Origin of the sequence: Wolbachia endosymbiont (group A) of Trypoxylon clavicerum, assembly GCF_947251665.1 — a bacterium.
Classification (GTDB): domain Bacteria; phylum Pseudomonadota; class Alphaproteobacteria; order Rickettsiales; family Anaplasmataceae; genus Wolbachia; species Wolbachia pipientis.
This window is the reverse complement of sequence record NZ_OX366374.1, coordinates 791602-814595: the sequence shown is the minus strand read 5'-3', so window position 1 is coordinate 814595 and position 22994 is coordinate 791602. Positions and strand designations below refer to the sequence as shown.

The window sequence follows — 22994 nt, the reverse complement described above, 5'->3', positions numbered from 1 at the left end:
ACCCTCCTTTCCTTTTTTTTATCGCTTGATTCGCAGCAGGTCTAATGAACAAATAAGATAGTTTACTAACATTAACATCGATACATCACGAGTAACTTTAGTGATATATGCTTTATATACTTGAGGTGATAATCCAATTAGAGATGCAATTAACGCAATGAAGCCGAAGCATTCTTCAATATTTATATACATACATTTTCCTACGCTTGCTTTAACAATATCAGGTTCAAAGGGTTGTACTTTATGTACTCTCAGCTTTTCTAGAGCACCCCTAATGCGTGTAATTTATAACATCATTTAGTCTATTAATCAAGAAATTAATAGTGACTTGCATTTATGAAACCCAATCGGCTTCTATGCTAATTATTATCCAAACTAATCGTCGGTTGTGCATCTTGCTCAGAGATTAGGGCAACCAGCAAATTATTTATCAATTGAACCTTTTGCTTGCCATCTAATTGTAAGCTTTTGTTTTTTTCAAAATGAGCTATTACTTCCTCGATAATTCCTATTGCGTTTTGCACTATAAGCCTTCTTGCCGAAGTGATAGCATGTGCTTGTTGGCGTCTTAGCATTACCTGTGCAATTTCAGATGAATATGCCAGATGCGATATTCTCGCTTCTGTAATCTCAATTCCTGCAATATCTAATCTTTGTTGTAACATTGACCGCAATTCATCTGAAATTTTATCAGAATTTTTACGTAAAGATTCCTCATCGCTTTCGCTATCATACGGATAATTGCTTGCTAATTCTCTTATTACTGAGTCACTTTGTACAAAAACAAATTCGTGATAGTTGTTAACATTATAATACGCCTTTGCAGGACTGCTCACTCTCCAAACAATCACTGCTGAAATCTCTATTGGACTTCCATTGGCATCATTCACTTTTATTTTTTCTGTGTTGATATTCTGAAATTTTAGGGAAACTATATATTTGCTTGAAAAGGGAAGCGTTACACATATTCCAGACTTAAAATAAGTTCCAATATAATGACCAAAAAAACTCTATCACTCTTGCTTCATTAGGGTCATTAATAAAAAATCCTTGAAGAAAAGTCAAAATTGAAACAGCAGCAACTCCAAGTGCAATTGTGCTGTCATATGCCCAAAAAAGCAGCGATAAAATTAATCCTAGCGCTATTATTACAGGAAAAGCCCGAATTTGACTCAAATTCTATCGTTTATCGTATTCTTATCCATATTGTCTTTAAACTTCTTTTTCACTTGAACCCTCTCTGTTGATCGTTTTATTTATCTTATTTACAAATAGTTTAAACTCTCTTAATTCATGATCAGGCAATTTTACTTCAGTTTTATGCGCTATCGTAAGCGGATCGATGTGTTTGCTGTTATATATAACTTCGTAATGTAAATGGGGTCCTGTTGCAACACCAGTGCTACCAACATAAGCGATGACCTGCCCCTGCTTTACTTTAGAGCCTAACTTTATATCGCCACTAAATCTACTTATATGCGCATAACAGGTTGAATATTCATTTTTGTGTTTTATTTTGATGTAATTTCCATAGCCACCATTCTTTCCTATATATTCTACCACACCCTCTGCAGCAGCGTATATGGGAGTGCCAAGTTTAGCTGCATAATCCACTCCTTTGTGAAAAGCAATTTTACCGCGAACAGGATGCTTTCTATTGCCAAATTTTGAGGATATGCGATAATCTCCATTTAAAGGATTTGCAAAAATTTCGCCATTTTTTAAGCTTATTCCTTCTTTATTAAAATACCTTTCTTTGCCGTCTTGCGATTTATAATGATATAAACTAATAGCTTTCTTGTTTATTGTCAGTGAAGCATATAAAATTTTTTCTTCAGTCTTCCGATTACTGAGCGATCTCTCAAAAAGAACCTCCAATTTACTCTTCGGCACAATGTCTTTTTTAAAATCAACACCGAAATCTTTATATATGTTGATCAATTTCACCACTGTATTTGGCGCCAACCCTTGCTCAATTCCCGTGGCAAAGAAAGAGGATTTTATGGTGCTGGATATGAATAACAACTTTCCATCATGTACTAAGTTTCCTACGTTGCTTCCCTCCACCAAAGTAATATCTTTTTTTTTCCTGATTCCTTGCTGAAGTGACACTGGAGAGTGGGTTAGGTTGCTTTCTGTCATGCAAGTAGCTGACACTGGAATCCAGCTTTCTGGTAATTTCACCGAAAATGTTGCATAATGTGCTTGAATTTTGCTGGATCCCAGTGTCTGGGCACTGGGATGACACCCTATGGGCGCAGCCTTTGTACGTTCCTTTTCTGTCATGCAAGTAGCTGACACTGGAATCCAGTTTTTTAATCGAAAATGTTGTATAGTGTGCTGTTTACAATCAATTTTGCTGGATCCCAGTGTCTGGGTACTGGGATGACAAGAAAGAGAGGCACTGGCTGCATACTGCGCAAGATCTGCTGATGTTTCAGCGGTATATAACGGTAAGATAAAGAGCAGCACAAATATAATCAGCTTCATCATTTAAACAGCATCAACAAAAGTAAAATTACCTTCCACGTACTGTACATCGTCATTATCTTCTAGTTCTTCAACCAATGTAGATAATTTATCAATCAACTCTTTATCGCTAATTTCAATCAGATCTTTTGGCTGCCATGAAAGACGAGCAAGTTCTGGTTCTCCGAATTTTGCATAAAAGGCATCGCGTACTTTACCAAAATCTTTTATTTCACAAGTTATAACGTGTAATCCTTCTTTGTCATTTTCCTCAACGTTCAATACTTCTAACTCGATCCCATAATTAAATAAATCATCAAAATTCACATCCTCTGCTTTATAGACGATTAAGCCTACATGATCGAAGAGGTAACTAACACTTCCTGTTTCTCCCAAGTTTCCACCCTTGCGAGAAAATATATAACGTACCTCAGAAGCAGTACGGTTGCGGTTATTAGTCAAGGCATGGACAATGAGTGCAGTGCCAGAAGGGCCATGACCTTCATATTGGATTTCCTCATAATTTTCTCCAGCAACGTTACCGGTTGCATTTTTTATTGCTGTTTCTATTTTATCTTTTGGTAGATTTTCCTTGCGTGCAGCAAATATAGCAGAGCGAAGGCGCGGGTTGAGTTCGGGATCGGGCAGCCCTTGCTTTGCAGCAACTGTTATTTCTCTAATCAGCTTCGTAAATTTTTGAGAGCGCTTTGCATCCTGAGCGCCTTTCCGATGTTTTATATTTGAAAATTGTGAATGACCAGCCATATTCAAATAGTTAAAAATCTAAATTATATATCAAAGCATAGAAAAAACTAAAGCAAATTTTCAAGCCTCCGGCTTGGCATCTTGCAGGTTTTCTGCTAATAACATACTTTCATACTGCTCAGCTTCTAAGTCAAGGCCAAGAGCTGAATGGGCTGCTATTAAATAGTTAATAGACTTAGAAAAATATTTAGAATCCTTATAGCTTGCCATATTCTGGAAACGCTTAATTGCTGCTAAATATTCACCACGCCTCAGGTAAAATTTACCGATAGAATACTCTTTTGTTGATATATGTTCTGTGATTAATTTTGCTCTTTCCTTTATCTCGTCTACATATTCGCTGCCTGGAAAGAGATTAATGTACTCAGTGGCTAGCTCTAAAGTTTTATATGCAGTTTGCTGTCCAAGTTGCACTTTATTAATTTGCATGTAATAAGATAATACCCTTAAGTAGTATACATATGGTAAATCTTCACCATTTGAATAAACATATATATAATCATCCATATCACTTGCAGCACTGCTATAGTTACCCATATTATAGTGAGAGACCCCAGATAATAATTTTGCTTTCATTGCCCAATAAGAAAAAGGATACAAATCCTCTATCTTATGAAATGCCCTAATAGCTTGTTTATATTTTTTCTGGTCAAAAAGTTCAACTGCTTCTTCATATAGTTCAGTTTCAGTTTTTTCAAGATCATCCGCATGTGACTGCGTAAAGGAGCAAACCAGAAAAATAAAGCACGTGATTAAAGTCTTATACATAAGATTTTTTTCGATCAAAATAAAGTATAGACCTAAATATTACTTAAATAAATAAATTTCTTAGGCAATAGCCTGCCCTTCTTCTTTATAACTACGGTCAGAACTACCTGCATTTCTTGATTCACCTCGTCCTTCCACTTTTGGATCTTTCAGCGTCTTGCTATAGGAATGTATAGTTAATACCTGTACAACCATAAAAAGTGCAATACCTATCAAGCCTAAAGTAGGTCCAACAGCAGGATTTAAGGACGATGCTAATGCCATTAACATTATCCTTCTTATTAAAAATATAGAAGAACCAGCAAGAGCCAATCCGGCTACAGACATATTGCTAGGCTCTGTGGACAAAATTTTAGAGAAGCCATACAAGAGCTCCAACAAAATTGAGAAAACCAATAAAAACCTCAGCAGTTTTATCAAATCTGGAAAAAATGCGCCTAAAATTTTTAATTTTACCAAAAAAACACTCAATCAAATGACGTTCTTTGTAGATATGCTCATCGTAATACCTTTGCACTTTTCGATTCCGTTTTGGCGGAATAACTACTGTACATCCCTTGTCTTCAAGACTTGTAACAAAGGCATTGCTATCGTAGCCCTTGTCAGCTACTACAGTAGAGTTATAGATACTTTCGGTCAACACTTGTGCCTGCGTAATTTCATTTCTTTGACCAGGAGTCAGAGTAAATTTAAGTGGATTTCCAAGTGCATCGACAAGCGCATGTATTTTAGTTGTAAAGCCACCTTTGCTCCTCCCTAAAGCTTCTTGATCCTTGGAGTTTTTTGTATATCCAGATGAACATGGATGGGCTCGGATGATCGTACCGTCGATTATAGCAACTTCTAAATCAGGCTCTTGTTTAGTATATTCAAGCAATTTTTTCCAGACATCTCTTTCACACCATCTTTTAAATCGCTTATGTATACTCCTGTAATTACCATAAGTTTTTGGTAAAAGTCTCCATTGGCAACCACTTCGCACTATGTACCACACTGCCTCTATGAATATTCTTAAACGTTTTTCATCTTTGCTGTGCATTCCTTTTACGCTTTTTATGAACTCTAAAATTTGTTTCCAATTTTCCTCTTTGATGTAATATTGCATATGGTAGTTTCTCCATTTTTTACCTATTAGGCTAAACTACCATCTTTTTCTCTCTTTTCATATTTTTTGTCCACAGAGCCTAGGTATTTTCATAATATTAACCTAATTAGTTGTAAGTTAATACAATTATACACCTTTTTGCTTTCTGAGTCAATATCACTAAGATATTAACTACTCTTGTCTATTAACTATTTCCTAGGAGATTTAATCAATCTGTTTGATGCCGGCTAGGATATAATTATAGCCTGACCACACAGTTATAATAGCTGCAACCCATAAACAAATCGCACCTGTATATTGAACTGTTTCATAATTGCTCACTATTAGTGCTACTACAGCAACCATCTGCAGAAATGTCTTAATTTTTCCAGCTTTGCTTACAGGTAGGCTAACGTTTGTAGCTATAAGAAATTCCCGCAAACCCGAAACCAATATCTCCCTACAAACGATGATAACTGATGGTACTATCGTATAATCATTTATCTTATGCTTATAAACTAGCATAATTATCGTTGAAACTACTATTAACTTATCAGCAATTGGATCAAATAACTTGCCAAATTTCGATTGGACTTTCCACGCACGCGCTAAGTAACCATCAAAAAAATCTGTAATGCATGCAAATATAAAGATTGATATTGTTATCAGGTCTGCATACTTATTTTCTATATAAAAACTTAATATTATTGCTGGTATCGCAAGCACACGAGAAATCGTAAGCAAATTAGGCAAGTTCTTCTTAAGCATGTAATATCATCTTACGTAATAGGTAAACTTATACAGAAGTACAACAGAGTTCACAAGTTAATAGTTTACAATTGAACATTTATAAAAACTCCATATACTTAAAAAATACAAGCTTAAAATATAAGGATGTAATGATGAACGATGATTTAGATAGTACCACAAAACAAGAAGCGCTTAAGTATCACAGCAGAGGTGGTAACCCTGGTAAAATTTCAATCATGCCAACAAAACCTTTATCTACCCAGTATGATTTGTCACTTGCTTATTCCCCTGGTGTTGCAGCTCCGTGCCTTGCAATAGCTAAAAATCCTGAGGTTGTTTATGATTATACAGCAAAAAGCAACTGTGTTGCTGTCATTTCAAATGGCACTGCAGTGCTTGGACTTGGTAATATCGGTCCTCTTGCTGCAAAACCTGTCATGGAAGGCAAAGCTGTTTTATTTAAGCGTTTTGCTGATATTGATGCAGTTGATATAGAAGTTGGTACAGAAAATATAGAAGATTTCATCAATGCAGTAAGGTATCTTGGACCAAGTTGGGGGGGGATAAATTTAGAAGATATAAGATCTCCCGATTGTTTTATAATAGAGAAACGCCTGAATGAACTGATGGATATTCCAGTGTTCCATGATGACCAGCATGGAACTGCGGTGGTTGTTGCAGCTGGCATAGAAAATGCTCTTGATATTGTCGGAAAGAAATTAGAGGACGTTAAGATCATTATGAATGGTGCTGGAGCAGCCGGTATTGCATGTTTAGAAATACTAAAGTCCATGGGCGCTAAAAATATAGTGCTGTGTGATAAGCAAGGAGTAATATACAAAGGTAGAAACGAGGACATGAATGAGTGGAAGGAAAAATATGCAATTGATACTTCCGAACGTTCTCTACTTGATACAATAAAAGGCGCTGATGTATTCATCGGATTATCTGCAAAAGATGTGTTAAATGAAGAGATGTTAAAGAGTATGGGCAAAGACCCGATTATTTTCGCTCTCGCCAACCCCGATCCAGAAGTAAGGCCTGAGTTTGCAAAATCTGTGAGGCCAGATGCAATAATCGCAACTGGCAGGTCAGATTACAACAATCAAGTCAACAACGTAATGGGATTTCCTTATATATTCAGAGGAGCGCTTGATGTACATGCAACAACAATAAATGATGAAATGAAAATTGCAGCTGCAGATGCAATAGCAAAGCTTGCCCGTGAGCCAGTACCAGGTGAGATATCTGCAGTCTATGGCGGTCGTAAAATGAGCTACGGACGTGAATATATAATACCTACTCCATTTGACCCAAGATTAATTTCTATAGTATCTCCTGCTGTTGCAAAAGCCGCAGTTGATTCAGGTGTTGCAAGAAAGGCAATACAAGATTGGAGTAAATATGAAAATCAATTAAAATCTCGCCTTGCTAGTGCACTTAACACACTGAATCTACTATCTTCACAATATTAGTAACTATATAATCAATAATTCAATTGCACCCAGTCGTTTTAGATTTATAATGAAAGTATTGTAATTTAAAGTAAATCAATGACTATTGCAATTCACGAATTAGAGAGGATCATCAAACAATCGTTCCCCGACGCTGATATAAAGGTTCATGACCTTGCTGGAGATGATGATCATTATCATTTAAAAATAACCTCCAAGCGCTTTCTTGGAAAGACAAGAATAGAACAGCATAAAATGGTATATAAAGCTCTGGAAGGTCAGTCTATACACGCCTTGCAACTGGAAACTAATACTTAAAAATAAGGTGAATTTATGAGCAATTTTGAACAAATAAAAAAAGATATCGCAGAAAATGATGTGGTATTATATATGAAAGGCACTTCTGATTTTCCTCAATGCGGATTCTCTGGACTCGTCGTGTCAATCCTAAAAAAATTGAACGTGAAGTTTAAGTATATTAACGTGTTGGAGAATGATGAAATACGTGAATCTATAAAAAAGTTTTCTGATTGGCCAACAATTCCACAATTATATATAAAGGAAGAGTTTATTGGTGGTTGCGACATCACTCGCGAGATGTACGAAAAAGGCGAACTGCAAAGTTTATTGAAGGAAAAAAAAATTATTGCGGAATCAGTACCAAGAAACCAGTGCCCAGACGCTGGATAACGTAGTATAGCTATGAAAAAAGATCTTATGTCTTAAACCGTATCCGTTCAGGGGAGCGGCAAAATAAGGTAGACAAAGCAAGATAATAAAGATAATCATAGAGCAAAAGTGAGGTAATGTGGTAAACCTTTTAGAACTTTGCAAAAATTTACAGCAAAAAATAGAAAAGTTGGAAGGGAGGATAGAAGAGTTAGAGGCAGAAAATAAGGCCTTGAGGATTGAGAACGCTAAGTTGAAAGAGAGGCTTGGTTTAAACTCGAAAAATTCATCTCTACCGAGCTCTAAAGAATTGTACAAAACAAAAAAGGACAAGCCAAAAAGCGAAAGGAATGTTGGCGATCAGGTTGGGCATAAAGGAAATTTTCATGCCACAATGGAAGCGGATAAAGTAGTAAAAATAGAGTTGCCTAATATTTGCGAATGCGGAGGAGAGCTTGTAATATGCGAAAAACCTTATGTGCACCAAAAAGTTGATCTTCCGGAAATTAGGCCTTATGTAGTAATTGGAACATGGTCGTTGTCGGAGATGCAGAAAAAGAAAAAGTAGCAAGTTACCAGAAGGTGTTACGCCAGATACATTTGGTCCAAGGGTTAAGTCTATAATTGCAGCACTCAGCGGATTTTACAAAAACTCAAAGCGTGAAGTGGCTAGTATCATAAATGACATTTTTAATTTGAACATAAGTGTTGGCAGCATATCAAATCTTACTATTACCCACAAATATAAATGGACTAAAAAGTAAAATATTACAATATTAAAGTTTGCAAATATTGAGGGTATAAAAATGGCAAACGAGAGTAATGAATGGGCTAAAAATGAATTTGGAGATGCTGTACTTGGAGATAAAAGATTAACTGACCGATTAGTAAAGATTGCTGATAGTTTGATAAGTTTACCTGAAAGCTCAATTAATGAGGCATGCGGAAGTTGGTCAGAAGCAAAAGCAGCATACCGTTTTTTTCAAAATGAGAATGTAAAAGAAAGTGATATTTTAGCTACACATATTAATAAGACGGTTGAGAGAACAAAAGCTCACAAGAGGGTTCTTGTCATTCAAGATACCAGTTACATTATATATAATAACCATAAAAAAACAAGCGGATTAGCAAATTTGTCCAGTTATGATACTGCAAAAGGTATTATAATGCATACAGCTCTTGCCGTTAGTATAGAAGGTTTGGTACTAGGCTCTGTGGACAAAATTTTAGAGAAGCCATACAAGAGCTCCAACAAAATTGAGAAAACCAATAAAAACCTCAGCAGTTTTATCAAATCTGGAAAAAATGCGCCTAAAATTTTTAATTTTACCAAAAAAACACTCAATCAAATGACGTTCTTTGTAGATATGCTCATCGTAATACCTTTGCACTTTTCGATTCCGTTTTGGCGGAATAACTACTGTACATCCCTTGTCTTCAAGACTTGTAACAAAGGCATTGCTATCGTAGCCCTTGTCAGCTACTACAGTAGAGTTATAGATACTTTCGGTCAACACTTGTGCCTGCGTAATTTCATTTCTTTGACCAGGAGTCAGAGTAAATTTAAGTGGATTTCCAAGTGCATCAACAAGCGCATGTATTTTAGTTGTAAAGCCACCTTTGCTCCTCCCTAAAGCTTCTTGATCCTTGGAGTTTTTTGTATATCCAGATGAACATGGATGGGCTCGAATGATCGTACCGTCGATTATAGCAACTTCTAAATCAGGCTCTTGTTTAGTATATTCAAGCAATTTTTTCCAGACATCTCTTTCACACCATCTTTTAAATCGCTTACGTATACTCCTGTAATTACCATAAGTTTTTGGTAAAAGTCTCCATTGGCAACCACTTCGCACTATGTACCACACTGCCTCTATGAATATTCTTAAACGTTTTTCATCTTTGCTGTGCATTCCTTTTACGCTTTTTATGAACTCTAAAATTTGTTTCCAATTTTCCTCTTTGATGTAATATTGCATATGGTAGTTTCTCCATTTTTTACCTATTAGGCTAAACTACCATCTTTTTCTCTCTTTTCATATTTTTTGTCCACAGAGCCTAGTTCTTCTTCGCTGACATTGTCAGCACCTGTGTATTCTAATAATTCTTTTACATACTCATATAAAGATACAAAATCCTTTAACACCTAACCTTCTCTATTAGTTTTATTTATCAAATTTTTATGTTTTTACCAACCGCTGCTTCAATAAATGATACAAAAAGAGGATGAGGAGAAAACGGCTTTGATTGAAACTCTGGATGAAACTGCACACCAATAAACCACGGATGACTCTCTAACTCCACTGCCTCTATGTACGTTCCATCTTCTGATATGCCACTGCATAGCAGTCCATTTTTTTCCAAATCATCTTTATAATCTGAATTGATTACATATCTATGTCTGTGCCTTTCTGAAATAGTAGTGTTACTGTATGCATCCATCATTTTAGAGTTTGCATTTATATTACATTTGTATGCCCCAAGTCTCATGGTTCCACCAAGATCGTCATCTTGATCGCCAGCTAACTTAACGATTGGATGTTTACAGTTATGAAATTCTTCAGAGTGTGCATCTTCAAGCTTAATAACGTTACGAGCAAACTCAATAATTGCAAGCTGCATACCAAGGCAAATTCCGAAAAATGGGATATTATTTGTACGGGCATAATTTATTGCTAATATTTTACCCTCTACTCCGTCATCACCAAACCCCCCTGGGACAAGGATTGCATGAGAATTCTGTAATTTCTCTCCTATAAGTTTTTCATTTATAGGTTTTTCTTCCTTCTCTCTTGAGTTAACCCAATTTATCCTTACTTTGACTTTATTACCAATCGAACCATGATTTAATGCTTCAACTAGTGATTTATACGCATCAGGGAATTCGGTGTATTTTCCCACTATAGATACAGTAACTTCCTGTGTTGGGTGCCTTATAGAGTGCACTATTTGATCCCATTCAGTCAAGCTTGGTTTTGGCTTACTTAAATGAAAGTGCTCCAAAATTTGCGTATCGAGCCCACATTTGCTATACAACACCGGTAACTCATATATATGACTCACATCAGGGGCAGGTATCACATTAGATAAAGAAACATTGCAAAGCTTAGCTATTTTCTCTCTTTGATTATCGAAAATTTCTTTCTCACTGCGGCATAATATAATATCTGGTTGTAACCCCGCGGAATTTAACTCTCGAACTGAATGCTGCGTTGGTTTTGTCTTTAATTCTTGCGCTGCGGTAAGATATGGTATTAAAGTTAAGTGAATCAGGATAACTCTTTGTTTTCCTAATGTGTAGTTAACTTGGCGTATAGCCTCCAAAAATGGTTGGCTTTCAATGTCACCTACAGTTCCGCCTATTTCACATATTACAAAATCTAAACCTTCCGTACCATTAAAAATGAACGATTTGATCAAATCTGTCACATGAGGAATGACTTGCACAGTTTTGCCCAGATAATCACCACGCCTCTCTTTCTTCAATAACTCATGATATATCTTACCAGTTGTTATATTGTCATCTTTTGTTGCTTTAATTCCAGTAAAACGCTCATAATGCCCAAGATCCAAATCAGTTTCAGCACCATCTTCAGTAACAAACACCTCTCCGTGCTGAGTTGGGTTCATTGTCCCAGGATCAATGTTGAGGTACGGGTCAAGTTTTCTGATACGGATCTTAAAACCGTGAGCTTGAAGAAGCGCACCAACACTCGAAGCAACTAAGCCTTTACCAAGCGATGACACAACTCCACCTGTGACAAAGATAAATTTAGCTTCCTTCATTAATTTTCAAATGGAACAGAAGTAGATTCACTTTCTTGCTTTTTTTCTAATATAATTTTTTCTGCGATCGATTTTTTATGTACGTCTTTTGAACATAATCCTGACAATAGCAATGTGTTTATAATAAACAATCCAGCAACAATAGCCGTTATTCTGCTGAGCGGGTTTTCAGAAGATTTCACCGGAATCATCGAATTGACCCCCTGTTGTGTATTACTAAAACCACTTAACGAACTACTTCCAGGCGGCTGCAAGAGCACTAAAATTACTAACACAACAACCAATATTATTTGAAATATACTTAATACCGCTACTGACATTATAGATAGGGCTGAAAATAAAAATTTTAGCAGTACAAAGCACGTAAGTCAAGAACATCTGTCACCCAAATAGCTTGAGACCTAAGTATATATTTACTGCCTACCTTATTTTGATTAACATATGCATAAGACTTTGGGCTTAATATGTATCACATTTTAAAATACAAAGATTATGAACCAAAAATAGACGAAAGTGCTTTCATCGCAGGTGGTTCGCATATCATAGGCAAGGTTGAAATAGGAAGAGATGCAAGCATCTGGTTTAATTGTGTGGTCAGAGGGGACGTTGGATCAATAAAAATAGGTAATGGAACAAATATTCAAGATGGAACGGTAATTCATGTGGATAGAAACCCAGGTGGTGACACAATTATTGGCAGTATGGTCACAGTGGGACATTTTTGTATGTTGCACGCATGCACGGTGCATGATAAAGCGTTTATTGGTATGGGCTCTACCGTGATGGACCATGCAGTTGTGGAGTCTGAAGCTATGGTAGCTGCTGGCTCGCTAGTGACACATGGAAAAGTAATAAAAAGTGGGGAAATATGGGCTGGCAGGCCAGCAAAGTTCTTCAAAAAGATGTCGAATGAAGAAATTAAACATATCGCGCAGTCGGCACAAAATTATATTATGTTAATGAAGGAATACAAAAACTGAAGTTCGCGTCAAGTGTTTTACTTGACACGTACGTCTCAGCTCAACAAACTGTGTTAAGCTACCTTGTTTTTTCCCCCACTTACTCCTTGCACTTCCGCTCCATTCACTTGAGTACTAGGTAATGCTGCATATGTAATACCACCGGCTACGAGTGCAGATGCTACTGCTATACCAATCATTACTAACATCTCTAACTTAACTGTACGTTCAAGTGCAGTAAATGCTATCAGTCCAGCAGCAAGACCCATACCAACAGTAGCGGTATACTTCGCTCCATTGCTTTGTTTTGGTTGCTGAATTGCTTTGATTTTATCTTCTAATTCTTTATTTTTCTTCTTAGCTTCAGTCAATTTAGTTTGTAAGTCTGTTTTTTTCTGCTCAACTGCACCCTTTTGAGCTTTTAATTGTGTTATTTCATCATCTTTCTCTTCTAACTGTTGCTGTAACGCCGTAGCATCTAATGCTTCCAATTCTGTTATTTTAGTATTTAATTCTTCTACTTTAGCTTTCTCTTCAGCTAATGTATCAACTTGCTGTTCATGTTCTTGAATTTTAGCATTTAGTGTAGTTATTTCATCATCTTTAGCTTTTAACTGAGCAGCAGTATCATTTGGTGCTGCTTGCAACTGCTGAACTTGATCATTTAGCTTATTTATTTCATCATCTTTAGCTTGTAACTGTTGCTGTAAGTCCGCAACTTCTTGTGTATTTTGTTGAGCTTTTAATGCTGTTATTTCATTCTCTTTCTCTGTTAACTTTTGCTGTAACGCCACAGCATCTAATGCTTCCAATTCTGTTATTTTAGCATTTTTCTCTTCTAACTGCTGCTGTAACGCTGTAGAATCTATTGCCTTTAGTTTTTCCACTTCAGCTTCTAAGTCTTGTTTTTCCTGCTGAGCTGTGTCCAATTGATCTTGTAATTCTTGTGTTTTAGTTTTCAATTCTTCTACTTGTTTTCTGGGATGTTTAAGCATCTGCACCTTAACTTCTTTTTTTTGATCATCAAGGCCTAACAGGGCTTTTATGGCTGCTACGGTAGCAGAAGTTTTTCCGCTACCTTGTTCGTTAGCTGAAGATATAGGCATGATTACAATATTATCTTCTTGATTTTTTTTTTCTTTTTCAAACAAACCGGTAATATATAATTGCTTATTACCTAGTGAAAAACCCGCATAAAACTTTTTAGAACTTGAAATGTTTTCATACTCTTGAAATTTTTTAAAATCATCTTGCGCTATAATAAGCATTATTTCATTATTGATAACCTTTATTGTACCATTAATCTCCATAAACATATTAAACCTCAATATATATAATTAACATCACATAATACCTTTAGAACCTAAGGTCAAGTAATATTTTTATCATAGCCTAAGACCTGCTGCAAAAGGTGATTGAAAAAATGATGTGAGAGGGGTAGAAGAAGAATAAGCAGATCAAGTAAGGAAAAAAAATGAGCTTTAGTTACTATAATATGAAAAAACACCCAAGAAACTTTCGTAATATAACAGGTTTAAGTATAGAGGAGTTCGAAAAAGTAGTAGAAAAAGTGAGGTCTGGATGGAAAAAACTTGAAAAACAGAAAAAGTGTCATGGTAGAAGATCAAAACTACCAACTCTGGAAGATAAGTTGTTTTGCGTAATTTTGTACTATCGCACTTACATAACACATAGATTTTTAGGATGCCTATTCAATGTGCACAACGCAAATGTATGTAGGTTACTTAAGAGAATAGAGCCATTACTCGCCAAAAAAGTGACTATAACAAAAGATAGAAGTATGACGCCAGAAAAAATACTGAAGATTTTGGCTGATGTTACAGAACAGCAAATACAGAGGCCAGAAGATAGTAAAAAACGGAAGAAATCATATTCAGGAAAAAAAAGAACCAACACTATGAAAACTGAGATTATTATCGAAGAAGGAGGAAGAATTTTATCAGTGTCAAAGTCATACCGTGGTAGAATTAGTGATTTTCGCATAAGGAAACAAGAAAAATATTTACCACTTGATAGCATAAAACATGCTGATTCTGGATATCAAGGTTGGCAAAAATTGCAAAGCAATGTTATAATTCCATATAAAAAGTATCGTAAAAAGCCATTAACTCCAGAGCAGAAAGAGCATAATAGAAGGTTAGCATCATTTAGAATGAGAGTAGAAAATAAGATCCGAGAGATAAAGATATTTAAGATTATGTCGAATGTTTATCGCAATTTTCAGAAAAAATATAACTTGAGGTTCAATATTATTGCTGGTATTGTAAATCTTAAGCACGCCTTTTAGTTAACCTTGATTTTATTCACCCTCCTTTCCTTTTTTTTATCGCTTGATTCGCAGCAGGTCTATAGAAAATTTATGTTCGTAAACAAAAAATTTTGGCGTAAAATTGCCGTAATTGTGCTAACTTAGAGCTTAAAACTTAAGAAATATTTATGTTAAAAGAAAAATACGGCTTTAAAGAAATTGAAGACAAATGCAACATATTATGGGAAGGCAGTAAAGTTTACAGGTGGAATGGTGAAAAGGATAACACTTTTACTATAGACACACCTCCACCGACAATATCGGGAAAACTCCATATTGGCCATATATTTAGCTATTGCCACACGGACTTTATTGCAAGGTTTCAGCGCATGCTGGGGAAAGATGTGTTTTACCCAATTGGGTTTGATGATAACGGGCTTCCCACTGAAAGATTGGTTGAACAAACCTATAAAACCCGTGCAAAAGAAGTTGGCAGAGAAAAATTTATAGAAATGTGCCATGAGGTTATTGAGAAATCAAAGCAGGAATTTAAGGAATTATTTAAATCGGTTGGCATTAGTTATGACTGGGATTTGGAATACCACACGATCAGCAAGGAAACTGTGACGCTTTCTCAAATGTCATTCATTGATCTATATAATAAGGGATATGCGTATAGAAAAATGCAGCCCATCCTTTGGGACCCGGTTGATAAAACCGCGATTGCGCAAGCAGAAATAGAAGATAAAGTTTTTGAGTCATCCTTAAATACGATAGTTTTCTCTACTCAAGAAAATGAGCAGATCAATATTGCAACTACGCGACCTGAACTACTTCCAGCATGCGTTGCAGTTTTTTGTCATCCAGAGGATACGCGCTACACTCATCTGATCGGAAAAACAGCGGTAGTGCCAATAACAGAGGAGAAAGTTCCAATAATAGCAGATGATAAGGTTAAAATAGATAAAGGCACCGGGCTTGTTATGTGTTGTACATTCGGTGATGAACTCGACATATATTGGCAGCAAAAGCATAATCTACCGATGAAAATTATCATCGATCAGGATGGGAGAATAAGCCTTTATGATGTCATTCCAGTGCTTGACACTGGAATCCAGGAAAAAGAGCCAATGCCAGCGATGACAGAGGAAGATATCATGTCAGCGTATGGTCAGAAAGAAGAAGAATGGATCCCAGTGTCTGGGCACTGGGATGACACCATAGGGGCTACTGGGATGACAGGAGAAAGGGCTACTCAGATGACAAAAGAGGGTGGGTGTGATCAGAAAGAAGAATGGATCCCAGTGTCAGCTACTCAGATGACAGACGATATACTAAATGAAATAAATGGACTAAAAATTGTAGCAGCAAGAAAGAGGATGATCGAAATCCTAACTAAAAAAGGACTTTTGATAGAAAGCACTAACATTTCTCATTCTGTTAAGTGTGCAGAAAGATCTGGTGCACCACTTGAGATATTGCCTACTTATCAATGGTTTATCAAGATCTTAGAGCAAAAAGCTCAAGTGTTAGATAAAGTAAAAGAATGCAATTGGCATCCAGCTACTATGCGTAAACGCATAGAAGTGTGGATAGAAGGACTAAATTGGGACTGGTGCATCTCAAGGCAGCGCTATTTTGGTGTGCCATTTCCAGCGTGGTATTCCAAACGTAAGGGTGAAGAAGGCAAAATTATTCTAGCTGAAGTAAAGAACCTGCCTATAGATCCACTCAAAGACTTGCCAAAAGGGTATAGCAAAGAAGAGATTATCCCAGATCAAGATGTAATGGATACTTGGGCCACAAGTTCAATTACTCCTCAACTGAGTGCACTGGCAGTAAACAGTGAGTTTAGCTTACCAAATCATCGCTATGATACGATATTTCCTGCAGATCTGCGCAGCCAGAGCCATGAGATAATAAGAACTTGGGCTTTTTATACTATTTTAAAGGCACATTATCATGCAAATTCTTTACCTTGGAAAAACATTATGATCAGCGGTTGGTGTTTAGCAGATGATAAGAAAAAGATGAGTAAATCAAAGGGTAACATCATCACTCCTCATGTAATACTTGAAACTTATGGAGCTGATGTAGTGCGCTATTGGGCAGCGAACTCAAGGCTTGGAGTTGATACAGTCTACTCTGAAAATATATTCAAAATTGGCAAGCGCCTAGTTACAAAACTTTGGAACGCTAGCAAGTTTGTTTCCATGTTCATGGAAAAGCATCAAGTGATGAGCATAAATTCTGCTCACGAGACAATGGATAAGTGGATATTGTCTAAGTTATACAAAGTTATAGAAAGAGCAATGAATAACCTATTACAGTTTGAATACTGCGAAGCTTTGAGTGCAGTAGAAGAATTTTTTTGGAAGGATTTTTGTGATAACTACTTGGAATTAGTAAAAAAACGTGCGTACGGAAGCAGTTTAAGTGCAAAACAAAGCTTGGCGTATGTACTGAATATTATTTTGCGGTTATTTGCACCTTTCTTGCCTTACATTACAGAAGAGATATACCACCAGTTGTATAGTTATAATTCTCTACACAATCAAAGTAATTGGCCGAGCAAAGAAGAACTTATCTACGATAAATATTCAGAGGAAATGGGAGATAATGTTATTCAGATATTAAACATTATCAGAAAGATAAAGGCAGATAATAATGTATCAGTTAAGCATCTGATAAAAAAGTTGATGATAAAAGCAGATCTACGAGAGGACAAATTGAATCAATCCGCACAGAATGATTTGCAGGCAGTTTGCAATGCGGAAACGATAGAGTGGATGCAGTCTGAGCTTGAAACTGAAGACGGAAAATACATAGTGAATATAGACTTATACTGATTTTTATAGCTTTACTTCCTTTAATATCCATGCTATTGTAATCATTATTAGTATGAGGGAATAATAATGGGGGATTTATATAATAAAGCCAATGCACCGTATCTTATAGCTGGTGCTCTTGCTACTTTAGTATTGCTTGCATCTGGGACACTTGCTGTTGCTCCTTATGTTGCATTCTTATCTCCAATTGCAGCCTTTAATGTAGCTCTTCCTGTTGCTTTGAGTTTATCTATACTTTCTATTTTGGTGCTTGCACTTTCATGTAAAATGATCAGCCAGAATAAAAAGCTTGATGCACAAAAAGCAGAACCTAATGAAAAAAATGGATTAGCTAAAGAGCAAGAAAATATAATACAAAGCTTAGAGCCTCAAATCAAAAAGCTAAAAGAGCTAAATAAGAGGCTTAGTAGTCAATACAATGAAATTGTAAAGCTAATTGGTAGTGCTGCAAAAAAAGATGAAGTGGAAGAGCTAATTAGTAGTTTCACGGCAAAATTAGATGAAATTTCAAAGCAAGCTAATAATGCTACAACAAAAGGTGAAATGGAAGAGCTAATTAGTAGTTTCACGGCAAGATTAGATGAAATTTCAAAGCAAGCTAATAATGCTACAACAAAAGGTGAAATGAAAGAGCTAAGTAAGAAGCTTAGCGATGAAATGGAAAAGCTAATTGGTAGTCTCATAACAAAAGAGGAATTAGAAGAAAGGCTTGGTAGTCTCATAAAGAAAGTTGAAGTAAAAGAAGAGCTGCGGATGAAGTTTTATGAAAAAGATGAAGAAAGAGGAAAGATAACATTTGATGATGTTATACTTCCAAACAATATAAAACAAAAGTTGATGATGATTTATGAACCAGATGCTCTAGAAAATGGAGAAGGATACATTTTGTATGGTCCACCAGGAACTGGTAAGACTATGACTGCTAAGGCGATTGCAAGTGAAACTAGATTCAAATCTGCATTTATAAGTGTTTCTGGATCTGATTTGCTTAATGTGTCAAATATAAATAAGGTTTTTGAGAAAGCAAAAAAAAACACTCCTTGTATAGTTTTTATAGATGAAATTGATAGCATTGGCAAAATACGCAGTGATAATAATGTAGAATCTTTAAATAATTTATTAGCTGAATTGGATGGATTTGAATCTAGAAAAGGTGTGACGGTGATTGCTGCAACTAATCACTTAGGTGTTTTAGATAGGGCACTTATTAGGGGAGGTCGTTTGTCCATACACATTAAGATTCCTACATTAGACACAGACACACGTAAAAAAATAATAAATGAGTATTTTCAGAAGAAAGAATTGCAAAATATATTTATTGACACAATTTTACGCAATACTAATGAGAATTTTTCACCAGCAAATCTGATTAGTTTATTAAAGGAAATAGAAGATTGTGGAAGTAAAGTACTTAACAATACTAAGATTGCGGTTATTTGTCGAAGTTTTAAGAAGACTCATAATATTAATGAGAATTTTTCACCAGCAAATCTGATTAGTTTATTAAAAGGTGTCGAATAAGCAGACTAACGGGAAAATTGAAAATTCTATAGGAGAATCACAGCAATACACATCCAGACCATCATATAACCTGAATGACGCTTTATGTGATTCTGGATATACCAGTATATGTTCTACCCCGATCAATAGCTAACTAGGCTCTGTGGACAAAAAATATGAAAAGAGAGAAAAAGATGGTAGTTTAGCCTAATAGGTAAAAAATGGAGAAACTACCATATGCAATATTACATCAAAGAGGAAAATTGGAAACAAATTTTAGAGTTCATAAAAAGCGTAAAAGGAATGCACAGCAAAGATGAAAAACGTTTAAGAATATTCATAGAGGCAGTGTGGTACATAGTGCGAAGTGGTTGCCAATGGAGACTTTTACCAAAAACTTATGGTAATTACAGGAGTATACATAAGCGATTTAAAAGATGGTGTGAAAGAGATGTCTGGAAAAAATTGCTTGAATATACTAAACAAGAGCCTGATTTAGAAGTTGCTATAATCGACGGTACGATCATCCGAGCCCATCCATGTTCATCTGGATATACAAAAAACTCCAAGGATCAAGAAGCTTTAGGGAGGAGCAAAGGTGGCTTTACAACTAAAATACATGCGCTTGTCGATGCACTTGGAAATCCACTTAAATTTACTCTGACTCCTGGTCAAAGAAATGAAATTACGCAGGCTCAAGTGTTGACCGAAAGTATCTATAACTCTACTGTAGTAGCTGACAAGGGCTACGATAGCAATGCCTTTGTTACAAGTCTTGAAGACAAGGGATGTACAGTAGTTATTCCGCCAAAACGGAATCGAAAAGTGCAAAGGTATTACGATGAGCATATCTACAAAGAACGTCATTTGATTGAGTGTTTTTTTGGTAAAATTAAAAATTTTAGGCGCATTTTTTCCAGATTTGATAAAACTGCTGAGGTTTTTATTGGTTTTCTCAATTTTGTTGGAGCTCTTGTATGGCTTCTCTAAAATTTTGTCCACAGAGCCTAGTTTTAGTATGTGCAGTAGATGATGAACATAAACAAGCTTTTCATGACAAAATTGCAAACACGGTAGTGATAGATTATAAACCTAGTTGATATTTTCCTTTAGCTGTCTGCCACCAAGGGTGTCATTCCAGTGTCACGAGCTAACTTAAGGTAAATTGCCAACTTAACTATAAATATATTTTGGTAAATCCAAATTATTTTAGCTATAAGAGCGTTTTACTTTTTGCTCAGCATATCCATCATAACTGGCTTACTTTTAGTGATTCATGGAGTTAAAAAAGTCAGCATTGCTCTTTGTTAAAAGTAGTTTGTCACGTAAAAATTCCATTGCTTCAACGGGTCCCATAGGATTGAGTATCCTACGCACCACCCATATTTTATTTAGTATAGCCTTATCAACTAATAGCTCTTCCTTCCTTGTTCCGGATTTTGTAATATCAATAGCTGGAAATATACGTTTATCAGAAAGTTTTCTATCAAGTATGATCTCAGCATTTCCTGTACCTTTAAACTCTTCAAAAATAACTTCATCCATTTTTGAACCAGTCTCTATAAGAGCTGTGGCGATTATAGTTAAAGAACCCCCATTCTCAATATTACGAGCTGCTCCAAAAAAGCGTTTTGGTCTCTGCAGTGCGTTTGAATCTACACCACCAGTTAGAACTTTCCCAGACGAAGGAATAACTGCATTATAAGCACGTGCAAGTCTAGTAATATTGTCAAGTAGAATTACCACATCTTTTTTATGCTCAACCATTCTTTTAGCTTTTTCTATTACTATTTCAGCAAGCTGTACGTGACGGTAAGCAGGCTCATCGAACGTAGAACTTACTACCTCACCTTTTACAGAACGTATCATATCTGTTACTTCTTCAGGTCTTTCATCTATAAGTAACACTATTAATTCTACTTCAGGGTGATTTATAGCTATAGAGTTAGCCATTTGCTGAAGCAATACAGTTTTTCCTGTGCGAGGTGGAGCAACTACTAACGCTCTTTGCCCTTTTCCAAGAGGAGCTACTATATCTATAGCACGCATGCTTAAGCCTTTTTTATCATCACCATTATTACACTCAAGTACTATGCTTTCCTCAGGATAAAGAGGAAGCAAATTATCAAAATGGACGTACTTTCTTAATTCACTTACTTCAGTAGAGTTTATACTTTGAACCTTAGTTAAAGTAAAATATCTCTCTTTATCACCAGGTGGCCTTATTTCTCCATATGCCATATCTCCTGTACGTAAATTAAACTTCTTTATTTGCCCGTTAGAAATATAAACATCATCGGTACTTGGGGCATAATTTGCACTTGCTGAACGTAAGAAACCAAAACCATCAGGCAATATTTCCACTATTCCACTCCCTGTGGTTATGCCTCCTTCTTCACTCATTTTTTTCATTAAGCTGAATATTATTTCCTGCTTTAGCATTCTACCATTGCTTTTACCGTTAGTTGAAATTTTTCTTTCTTCAGCTAACTCTAACAATTCTTCTGCTGTTTTCTCTTTTAATTCGCTCAGATCTAATGTTTTTCTGTTTTTCTCAGTACCTTCATTGACCATCTGTTTTACTGTATCGTTATTGTAAATTTGCTCACTTTTTTCAGGTTGAGCTGTAACCTTTCCTTTTGCCAAAACATCTTCATTGATTGTTGTCATAATCCTCCAAAAATTTTAATTGATGCTTACTAACCTAAAATGTGACTATAAGATAATAAATTAGGCTGAGTTAGTTTCAGTGCGTATTAAGCTTAATTATCATTAAACCCCGTACTTTACTTACATTATACTAATAAACACTAGCAAGTCAAGTTAATTTAATGTTAACAAAGCACAAAAATTTGAGGATTTTCAATAGCTATTCTTTATATTTTTTTAACCTTTCTTGCTTCTCCTCTTCTACTTTTGCTTTTTCCACTTCTGCTTCTAAATTTTCTTGACTACATAAGCCGAGTAGTACAGGATCTTGGGGTTTTATATTTTGCATGTTATGATGAGATCCATCTCTTACCTGCTCAACTGTGTAATTTGTTGTACTAATTAATTTAGCTATAACGTTATTGTCCAAGATAGGAAATTTTTTTACTAAATAATAAATCGCATCAGGTTTATCTCTACGTCTTGCCGTAGAGGCAAAGCCAAGAATGCTACCAATCGCTTTACTCCTTTTTTTTATATTTTTTATAATCAAATTTGGTACACGATTTGGATTTTTTTTGCAATCATCGATTTCTTTTTCAGTAATTATTCCAGAAATAATAGGGTTATATTTTTCTACTTCTATTTCCTCATCAGCTATGTCTTGTACTTCTTCAAGGGCCAATCTGCAACATTGTGCTATTTGATTAAAAGTTAAACCAGTGTTGTCTACTAACCAAGCAGCTATTTGCACTAGAAACTGTTTATTTCTATCGTTATTGCCCTTAGAAGATTCCATTGACATCAAAAAAGCATCTCCCATTTAAAGTATCCCTTACTGTTATACAGAGCTAAAATATAAACTATTAAAACTAAAAAAGCATTAATTTTGTCATTCAATAACTTTTTGTTTGTCACTTCCCACCTCTTAAGTTAATTAAATGCGCTTACCTTTAAGTATATTTCAAACAAAATATTTCCCCTTCCTAAGGTATAGTATAACTCAGTTAAACATATGTTCCT

At 35.6% G+C, this 22994-nt stretch carries 23 protein-coding genes, 3 pseudogenes and 1 riboswitch; of the genes and pseudogenes, 11 read left to right on the top strand and 15 right to left on the bottom strand.

Going from position 1 to position 22994, the window contains the following annotated elements; genetic code table 11:
• Window positions 1-18: 18 nt before the first annotated feature.
• From OPR60_RS04180 to pgsA, 8 genes and pseudogenes are all read right to left on the bottom strand, one after another.
• Window positions 19-192 carry a PQ-loop domain-containing transporter gene (locus OPR60_RS04180; RefSeq protein WP_265040087.1) on the bottom strand — a complete coding sequence of 58 codons (174 nt, stop codon included), beginning with the start codon at window positions 190-192 and terminating at the stop codon, window positions 19-21.
• Window positions 181-283, bottom strand: a riboswitch (TPP riboswitch). (Overlaps the previous gene by 12 nt.)
• A 76-nt stretch (window positions 284-359) precedes the next feature.
• A pseudogene (locus OPR60_RS04175) lies at window positions 360-1205 on the bottom strand (SPFH domain-containing protein).
• Between the two features lie 7 nt (window positions 1206-1212).
• Window positions 1213-2142: a M23 family metallopeptidase gene (locus tag OPR60_RS04170; RefSeq protein ID WP_245611078.1), complete on the bottom strand. Its 930-nt coding sequence runs from the start codon at window positions 2140-2142 to the stop codon at window positions 1213-1215.
• Window positions 2143-2493: 351 nt separating this feature from the next.
• Window positions 2494-3234, bottom strand: coding sequence for a YebC/PmpR family DNA-binding transcriptional regulator (locus OPR60_RS04160; protein WP_065095065.1), 741 nt, complete (start codon window positions 3232-3234; stop codon window positions 2494-2496).
• Window positions 3235-3294: 60 nt separating this feature from the next.
• Window positions 3295-4002: an outer membrane protein assembly factor BamD gene (locus tag OPR60_RS04155; protein WP_265040086.1), complete on the bottom strand. Its 708-nt coding sequence runs from the start codon at window positions 4000-4002 to the stop codon at window positions 3295-3297.
• Between the two features lie 60 nt (window positions 4003-4062).
• Complete coding sequence (locus OPR60_RS04150; RefSeq protein WP_265040085.1) at window positions 4063-4350, bottom strand: hypothetical protein; 288 nt, start codon at window positions 4348-4350, stop codon at window positions 4063-4065.
• A 4-nt stretch (window positions 4351-4354) separates the two neighbouring features.
• Window positions 4355-5107, bottom strand: coding sequence for an IS5 family transposase (locus OPR60_RS04145; RefSeq protein ID WP_265039632.1), 753 nt, complete (start codon window positions 5105-5107; stop codon window positions 4355-4357).
• 204 nt (window positions 5108-5311) lie between these two features.
• On the bottom strand, window positions 5312-5854 hold the full coding sequence (gene pgsA / locus OPR60_RS04140) for a CDP-diacylglycerol--glycerol-3-phosphate 3-phosphatidyltransferase (RefSeq protein ID WP_065095062.1): 543 nt from the start codon (window positions 5852-5854) through the stop codon (window positions 5312-5314).
• 134 nt (window positions 5855-5988) lie between these two features.
• Between pgsA and OPR60_RS04135 the strand changes: the two genes are divergently transcribed.
• The 5 genes and pseudogenes from OPR60_RS04135 to OPR60_RS04115 form a co-directional block, all read left to right on the top strand.
• On the top strand, window positions 5989-7311 hold the full coding sequence (locus tag OPR60_RS04135; RefSeq protein ID WP_265040324.1) for a malic enzyme-like NAD(P)-binding protein: 1323 nt from the start codon (window positions 5989-5991) through the stop codon (window positions 7309-7311).
• Window positions 7312-7389: 78 nt separating this feature from the next.
• Entirely contained in the window at window positions 7390-7608 is a 219-nt protein-coding gene (locus tag OPR60_RS04130; RefSeq protein ID WP_065095061.1) for a BolA/IbaG family iron-sulfur metabolism protein, read from the top strand.
• Between the two features lie 15 nt (window positions 7609-7623).
• Window positions 7624-7980, top strand: coding sequence for a Grx4 family monothiol glutaredoxin (grxD, locus tag OPR60_RS04125; RefSeq protein WP_065095060.1), 357 nt, complete (start codon window positions 7624-7626; stop codon window positions 7978-7980).
• Between the two features lie 118 nt (window positions 7981-8098).
• Window positions 8099-8684, top strand: a pseudogene (locus OPR60_RS04120) (IS66 family transposase); the annotation flags it as partial.
• An 81-nt stretch (window positions 8685-8765) separates the two neighbouring features.
• Window positions 8766-9239: pseudogene (locus OPR60_RS04115) on the top strand (IS4/Tn5 family transposase DNA-binding protein); the annotation flags it as partial.
• Here OPR60_RS04115 and OPR60_RS04110 read toward each other — a convergent pair.
• From OPR60_RS04110 to secG, 4 genes are read right to left on the bottom strand one after another with little or no spacing between them, the layout of a single operon-like run.
• Window positions 9186-9938, bottom strand: coding sequence for an IS5 family transposase (locus OPR60_RS04110; protein ID WP_265040084.1), 753 nt, complete (start codon window positions 9936-9938; stop codon window positions 9186-9188). The pseudogene OPR60_RS04115 and the gene OPR60_RS04110 sit on opposite strands and share 54 nt — an antisense overlap.
• Window positions 9939-9964: 26 nt before the next feature.
• The gene (locus OPR60_RS04105; protein WP_265040083.1) at window positions 9965-10105 is read right to left on the bottom strand and encodes a hypothetical protein; all 141 of its coding nucleotides are present in this window, start codon (window positions 10103-10105) and stop codon (window positions 9965-9967) included.
• A 26-nt stretch (window positions 10106-10131) separates the two neighbouring features.
• Window positions 10132-11745 (bottom strand): CTP synthase, encoded by a 1614-nt coding sequence (locus OPR60_RS04100; protein WP_265040082.1) that lies wholly within the window; start codon window positions 11743-11745, stop codon window positions 10132-10134.
• Complete coding sequence (gene secG / locus OPR60_RS04095; protein ID WP_007548880.1) at window positions 11745-12065, bottom strand: preprotein translocase subunit SecG; 321 nt, start codon at window positions 12063-12065, stop codon at window positions 11745-11747. Before secG ends, OPR60_RS04100 begins: the two co-directional genes overlap by 1 nt.
• Window positions 12066-12209: 144 nt before the next feature.
• Here secG and OPR60_RS04090 point away from each other — a divergent pair, with 144 nt between their 5' ends.
• Window positions 12210-12725, top strand: a complete 516-nt coding sequence (locus OPR60_RS04090) for a gamma carbonic anhydrase family protein (RefSeq protein WP_065094860.1) — start codon at window positions 12210-12212, stop codon at window positions 12723-12725.
• Between the two features lie 53 nt (window positions 12726-12778).
• Here OPR60_RS04090 and OPR60_RS04085 read toward each other — a convergent pair whose 3' ends face one another.
• Complete coding sequence (locus OPR60_RS04085; protein ID WP_265040081.1) at window positions 12779-14014, bottom strand: hypothetical protein; 1236 nt, start codon at window positions 14012-14014, stop codon at window positions 12779-12781.
• A gap of 185 nt (window positions 14015-14199) precedes the next feature.
• Here OPR60_RS04085 and OPR60_RS04080 point away from each other — a divergent pair, with 185 nt between their 5' ends.
• The 5 genes from OPR60_RS04080 (at window position 14200) to OPR60_RS04060 (ending at window position 20422) form a co-directional block, all read left to right on the top strand.
• A complete protein-coding gene (locus OPR60_RS04080) occupies window positions 14200-15012 on the top strand; it encodes a transposase (protein ID WP_265040287.1) in 813 nt (270 codons plus the stop codon).
• Window positions 15013-15161: 149 nt separating this feature from the next.
• Window positions 15162-17822 (top strand): valine--tRNA ligase, encoded by a 2661-nt coding sequence (locus OPR60_RS04075; protein WP_265040080.1) that lies wholly within the window; start codon window positions 15162-15164, stop codon window positions 17820-17822.
• A gap of 66 nt (window positions 17823-17888) precedes the next feature.
• A complete protein-coding gene (locus tag OPR60_RS04070; RefSeq protein WP_265040079.1) occupies window positions 17889-19343 on the top strand; it encodes an AAA family ATPase in 1455 nt (484 codons plus the stop codon).
• Between the two features lie 216 nt (window positions 19344-19559).
• Window positions 19560-20312, top strand: a complete 753-nt coding sequence (locus OPR60_RS04065; protein WP_265039632.1) for an IS5 family transposase — start codon at window positions 19560-19562, stop codon at window positions 20310-20312.
• Complete coding sequence (locus OPR60_RS04060) at window positions 20300-20422, top strand: hypothetical protein (RefSeq protein WP_265040078.1); 123 nt, start codon at window positions 20300-20302, stop codon at window positions 20420-20422. The genes OPR60_RS04065 and OPR60_RS04060 overlap by 13 nt, the downstream gene beginning before the upstream one ends.
• Window positions 20423-20588: 166 nt before the next feature.
• Here the strand turns inward: OPR60_RS04060 and rho are convergent, their stop codons facing one another.
• The gene (gene rho, locus OPR60_RS04055; RefSeq protein ID WP_007549497.1) at window positions 20589-21992 is read right to left on the bottom strand and encodes a transcription termination factor Rho; all 1404 of its coding nucleotides are present in this window, start codon (window positions 21990-21992) and stop codon (window positions 20589-20591) included.
• A 199-nt stretch (window positions 21993-22191) separates the two neighbouring features.
• Complete coding sequence (locus OPR60_RS04050; RefSeq protein WP_010082495.1) at window positions 22192-22794, bottom strand: cell cycle transcriptional regulator TrcR; 603 nt, start codon at window positions 22792-22794, stop codon at window positions 22192-22194.
• Window positions 22795-22994 lie beyond the last annotated feature (200 nt).